This window comes from Paenarthrobacter sp. CM16 (assembly GCF_013179505.1).
Classification (GTDB): Bacteria; Actinomycetota; Actinomycetes; order Actinomycetales; family Micrococcaceae; genus Arthrobacter.
Genome location: NZ_JABMCX010000492.1, coordinates 1 through 1,897, shown reverse-complemented (window position 1 = coordinate 1,897; position 1,897 = coordinate 1). Strand labels below are relative to the sequence as shown.

The window sequence follows — 1,897 nt, the reverse complement described above, 5'->3', positions numbered from 1 at the left end:
CCGTCCTGGGCTACCGCGGCCAACGCGTCCACGGCTTCGCCGGCAGGGACCATCCGGCCCGTGGTCAGCTGATCAGCAATCAGCGCACTGGTGACTCCGGGAATGGGGTCTTCACGTGCTGGGTAGATATCCAGGATCAAGGCAGTGTCCGCCGCGTCCAATGCCTCAGCAAATTCCTTGGCAAATTCACGCGTACGCGAAAACAGGTGGGGCTGGAACAGGACATGGACCTTGTTGCCGCCTGCTACGGAACGGGCTGCCGACAGGGCGGCCCGCACCTCCGTGGGGTGGTGGGCGTAATCGTCGTAAACCCGCACTCCCCTGCCCTGTCCTTTGAGTTCAAAGCGTCGTGAAGCTCCGGTGAAATGACCCAAGGCTGCAGCTGCGGCTGCCGGCTCCACCCCAAGTTCGACGGCGACCGCGAACGCTGCTGCCGCATTCAGGGCGTTGTGACGTCCGGGAACCTGCAATTCGACCCTGTGGAGGTGGTCTCCGATACCCACCGAAACCTCGCCCGGGCCGTCGTCGAAAAGCCGGATGTCGGCGTCGTCGGAGGTCCCGTAGGTCAGGACGCGCGTGGTTCCCCGGGATGCAGTGCGCCCGGCCAGGGCGCGGGCGCCGGCATCATCGGCGCAGGCCAGGAGAACGCCGTCGGCGGGAAGGAGCGCTGCAAAGTCGTCAAAAGACGCGAACACCGCTTCCGGGGTTCCGTAGTGGTCCAGGTGGTCGGCTTCGACATTGGTCACGACGGCGATCAGCGGCCGGTAGTTGAGGAAGGAACCGTCCGATTCATCCGCCTCGGCAACAAAAATATCCGAGTCCCCGTGGGCTGCGTTCACGCCCAGCGCCGGGACGTTGGCCCCGATCGCAAACGAGGGATCGACACCGGCTTCCTTGAGCAGGATGGCAATCATGGAGGTAGTGGTGGACTTGCCGTGGGTGCCGGCCACTGTCACTACACGGTGACCGGCCATGGTGGCGGCAAGCGCTTCGGACCGATGCAGTACAGGCAAGCCGGAAGCCCTCGCCGCGGCAAGCTCCGGATTGTCGGCGCGGATGGCCGAACCGGCAACGATCGTCTGGGCGTCGGCCAGGTTCCCTTGGTGGTATCCCACCGCGATGCGTGCCCCGGCAGCGGAGAGATCGTGCATGACCGGCAGGTCCTTGGCATCAGTACCGCTGACGGGGACGCCGCGGGCCACCATGATCCGGGCCACGGCGGACATTCCCACGCCGCCGATGCCAATGAAATGGACGCGGCCCAGGGACTCGAGGGGTGCGATGCTGGTGGTCATGCGGATACCGCTTCCAGGACAAGATCAGCCATGCGCTGATCGGCGTTTCTTATACCAAGTGCTTCGGATTTGCGGGCCATATCGGCGAGTCGGGTACGGTCCGAAATTAACGGAATGAGCTCTTTTTCAAGCCATTCAGGGCTGAGGTCTTTGTCCTCCACCAGAAGTGCTCCGCCTGCATTGACCAACGGAGCAGCATTCAGTGCTTGTTCCCCGTTGCCGATGGGCAGCGGCACGAACACAGCGGGGACTCCGACGGCGGCCACTTCGCTGACAGTTCCGGCCCCGGCGCGGGCAAGAAGGACATCCGCCGCTGCGTAGACGTTTTCCATCCCGTCCACATATTCAACCTGGCGATACCCCTCGGCAGCGAGCAGGCCGCCGTCATCGTTCAGGACTGCCTTGCCGTTACCGGTGATGTGCAGGGTTTGGATACCGGCGGCAGCCAACGCCGGCAAAGCCGCTGCGATGGAACGGTTGATGCTGAGGGCTCCTGAGGACCCGCCGGTGACGATCAACGCGGGGCGGTCCGGCTCCAGGCCCAGGGACGCTTTGGCCGCAGGTGCCGCCGTCGCCCGGTGAAGCCCGGAAATGGCGCGCCG

The 1,897-nt window shown here is 64.7% G+C and carries 2 protein-coding genes; both read right to left on the bottom strand.

Annotated elements, in window-relative coordinates:
- Window positions 1-1,295 (bottom strand): UDP-N-acetylmuramate--L-alanine ligase (gene murC, locus HP499_RS23775; RefSeq protein WP_172326501.1); only part of this gene is annotated, 1,295 nt, incomplete at its 3' end.
- Window positions 1,292-1,897, bottom strand: a 606-nt coding sequence (locus HP499_RS23770) for a glycosyltransferase (RefSeq protein WP_305849766.1), incomplete at its 5' end; no start/stop codon positions are given. The genes murC and HP499_RS23770, both read right to left, overlap by 4 nt.